A 3,280-nucleotide genomic window follows, 5' to 3' on the forward strand; every position below is an offset into this window, starting at 1 on the left:
TACCTGATTCCGTGAATTTATCCGATTATTATCAAAAATATGCACAGTTTGCCCTGACGCTGTCACAAAATGCTGTCTGGCAGCCCGTTCTTCATTATCAAGGTGTGCTCTTGCGGTAAAATATAGCACTAAGTAAGAAAAAAAAGACTTTAATCGTACAATCCTGACACAGTTCCAGCTTCCAGTCTATGCTGGCTCCCCGGTTTTGAAAGCAATCGTCGTGTTTTTCGAGTCATCCAACTTAAAGATCAGGGCCTCGCGCCAGGGCAAGAGCCGGCCGGGCCCAGCCATGACCTGTGAAGATCCGGATCACCGTCCTTCTGGCATGACGCACCAGGCGCCCAGCCATATACATCAGATTCCGCATCACGGTTCGCAGACGCAACCGACTGCTGCGGGCTTTGCGCCGGGGTACCAGACCGCTACGCAGCATGTTCTGGCCCATAAGACGCAACAGGTTGTAGGCAATGATTGACGACATTAATAATTCCTTCCGCATTGCCTCATCCAAAATCTTACTTTCGCATGATGGTTGCCTCAACTAAAATCTTACCTACTGACAGAAACTTAAATTCAGTGGGTAAACAAAATGGGGCTTTTAATGACTTACAATGCACGTAAAGAGTTGGTTTTGAGTGTAGCCTTGCGTTACTACAAGGTGAATAGAACCGCTAAAATGAAGATTTTAGATGAATTTACTGCAGCCACAGGATACCATCGAAAATACGCCATCCTGCTGCTCCGGAAATTTAAACCGTTACAAAAGGCGAAAGTTATACCCAAAAGGCCCGCTAAAAGCATAAAATACGATGACGAAGTTCAGAAAGCACTCATACAGATCTGGGAGGCATCTAATCGGATCTGCAGTAAGCGCCTGGTGCCTTATCTTCCAGAACTAATTGAGGTGTTGACCCGGTATAATCATTTAAAGTTATCTCCGCACGTTCGTTCACGACTCTTGAGTATCAGTCCGGCAACTGTAGATCGCATTTTGGCAAAATCAAGAAACTCTAAGCGAATTCGTGGACTTTCCACTACAAGAAGTGGTTTCCTGCTCAAACGAAATATACCCGTTCGAACTTTTTTTGACTGGAAGGAGACCGAACCCGGATTTATTGAAGCTGACCTGGTGGCCCATTGTGGTACTTCGGTTCAAGGCAGCTATGTTCATACGCTTGTAATGACAGATATTGCCACCGGTTGGACCGAACCTACTCCAATACCATACCGTGATCAACAAATGGCACTGAGTGCCATCAAAACTACCCGGAAACGTTTCCCTTTCGCCCTGAAGGGCTTGGATACGGATAATGGCACCGAGTTTTTGAATCGATCCCTGATCAACTATTGCCGTGATGAGCAGGTAACCTTTACCCGATCTAGAGCTTACAAAAAGAATGATCAATGTCATGTAGAACAGAAAAACTGCCAGGTAGTTCGCCGATTTGTTGGTTATGACCGTTTTGAAGGTATGGAAAGTTGTCGTCGATTCGCCGATCTATATAAATTGATCAGGCTTTATGTGAATTTTTTCCAGCCGTCAATGAAACTCATCGCTAAGGAGCGCGACGGCAGCAAAGTCAGCAAGACGTACGATAAAGCAAAAACTCCCTATCAACGTATTCAGGTAAGTCCGGAAATTTCAGATAAGGTTAAAAAAGAACTCAAACAACAATACCATTCACTGGATCCGGTGAAACTGCTTATGCAAATAGCTGAAAAACAGGATTTATTATGGCAAAGAGCCTGGATAAGCTCAGCTTCTGATGCGTTGCATAAACAATTAAATGGAAAACAGACAACAAGCCAAAATGTCGTCCCAAATGGCGACAGTATCAATCATGCTGTTCCCAAGAGAAGACGGAATGGCAATAATACCCATAAAGAAATCAGCACTTTAGACAATACCAACCGTATTTTCCGGAAGACCAAAAGAAGTGGGAAATATCATCTGGTTAACCACAATTGGCTGACTCGTCCAGATCCATTCAAAGATATCAAACATGAGATAATTATCGCCTTTCAACAAAATCCTAACCTGGATGCTAAATCCCTATTCCGAAGTATACAGATAAAATATCCGGGTAAGTTCAAAAACGGTCAACTACGTACTCTACAACGCAGGATTAAAGAATTGCGAATGGAGCAGATCAAAAAAATTACCGAAGAAATTGGTATCATTCTGGAACCGGATTCCGTTTAATGCAGCCATTCGATAGTAAGGTTTTTACTTGAGGCAACACGAAACGGAAAAATAGTTGACGTTGATCAAGGCAATCATCGCCAAGTCCAGGATCTGCTGATTAGCCGCAAACTTGCCCGACGGCAGGCGTTCCACGCCCATATCGCTTTTCAACTCGCTGTGATACTGTTCGCTGGTGCCGCGCTGGTTGTAACATGCATGAACCTGCTCCGGCGTCCAGTCCAGCGAGGTCCAGTAGGCATCAATCATCACCAGATGGGGGCTGATGCACTGCCCGTCAGGGTGGGCAAAGCGTTCGGTGGCCCGGAACACCACGCGTTGTGTAACCTTTTGCTCATCATCCACGTTCTGCTGACCCGGAAGGACCATTTCCCGCTCCCCATACCAGGCCCAGGCACCGCGGTCGAGCTTCTCATACTCTTGTTCACCCGTCTGCTCTTTGGCCATGTCCAGCCACTGTTGCGGATCATCGTTTCGCAGATTGTGCTTGACGAGAAAATCGGTATCGGCGTGCCGGCGAAAAACCTCCAGGTTTTCGGCGCTGTCGTTGCCCGAATCGGCGACGATCAACCGGCGGTGCGGGCTCACGCGCCCAGCCATCTTCAGAGTCTGATCGAACCAATCAGCGGTTCCGGCGCAGTTGCTGTGGGCCGATCCGGGACGAAGCTCATTATTGAGCATCAGCCCATACGGGCCGATATAGCCGAACATGGGCGCATAGCCGGCATAATTCTTATAGGTCCACGAAACGCCTTCTTTTTGGTTGTCGGAGTTATCCATGGGCGAGACGTCGGAGTCAATAACCGTCCAGGTCTGGCCATGGATCTTCTGGCCCAAAAGGCCGGGGTTTGCGGCCAGCAGACGCGTGGTAAAATCGCGCCAAACCCGGCCGGTTTTTTCCGGAAAGCTTTGAATACGCTGGTGCAAGGTTTCCGGCGATGGCAATCGCTGCAGGCCCAGTGCCATGGCAAACCAGGGCTCATCGCGGTATTCGGCGATGGCGTCAAAAAATGGTTTTCCAAGACAGATCAGCCCGATCATGGCTTTGACGTTGTCCATGTCACTAACCAGTCCGCC

At 47.7% G+C, this 3,280-nt stretch carries 3 protein-coding genes; 1 reads left to right on the forward strand and 2 read right to left on the reverse strand.

What is annotated here, in order from left to right; translation table 11 throughout:
- Nucleotides 1-241: 241 nt before the first annotated feature.
- Nucleotides 242-481 carry a hypothetical protein gene (locus NATSA_RS15210; protein WP_210513472.1) on the reverse strand — a complete coding sequence of 80 codons (240 nt, stop codon included), beginning with the start codon at nt 479-481 and terminating at the stop codon, nt 242-244.
- A 120-nt stretch (nt 482-601) separates the two neighbouring features.
- Here NATSA_RS15210 and NATSA_RS15215 point away from each other — a divergent pair, with 120 nt between their 5' ends.
- Nucleotides 602-2,203: an integrase catalytic domain-containing protein gene (locus NATSA_RS15215; protein WP_210513473.1), complete on the forward strand. Its 1,602-nt coding sequence runs from the start codon at nt 602-604 to the stop codon at nt 2,201-2,203.
- 24 nt (nt 2,204-2,227) lie between these two features.
- On the opposite strand, the gene NATSA_RS15220 is transcribed toward NATSA_RS15215, so the two are convergent.
- Nucleotides 2,228-3,280, reverse strand: a 1,053-nt coding sequence (locus tag NATSA_RS15220; protein ID WP_210513474.1) for an IS1380 family transposase, incomplete at its 5' end; no start/stop codon positions are given.

The sequence above is a fragment of the Natronogracilivirga saccharolytica genome, assembly GCF_017921895.1.
GTDB classification, from domain to species: Bacteria; Bacteroidota; Rhodothermia; order Balneolales; family Natronogracilivirgulaceae; genus Natronogracilivirga; species Natronogracilivirga saccharolytica.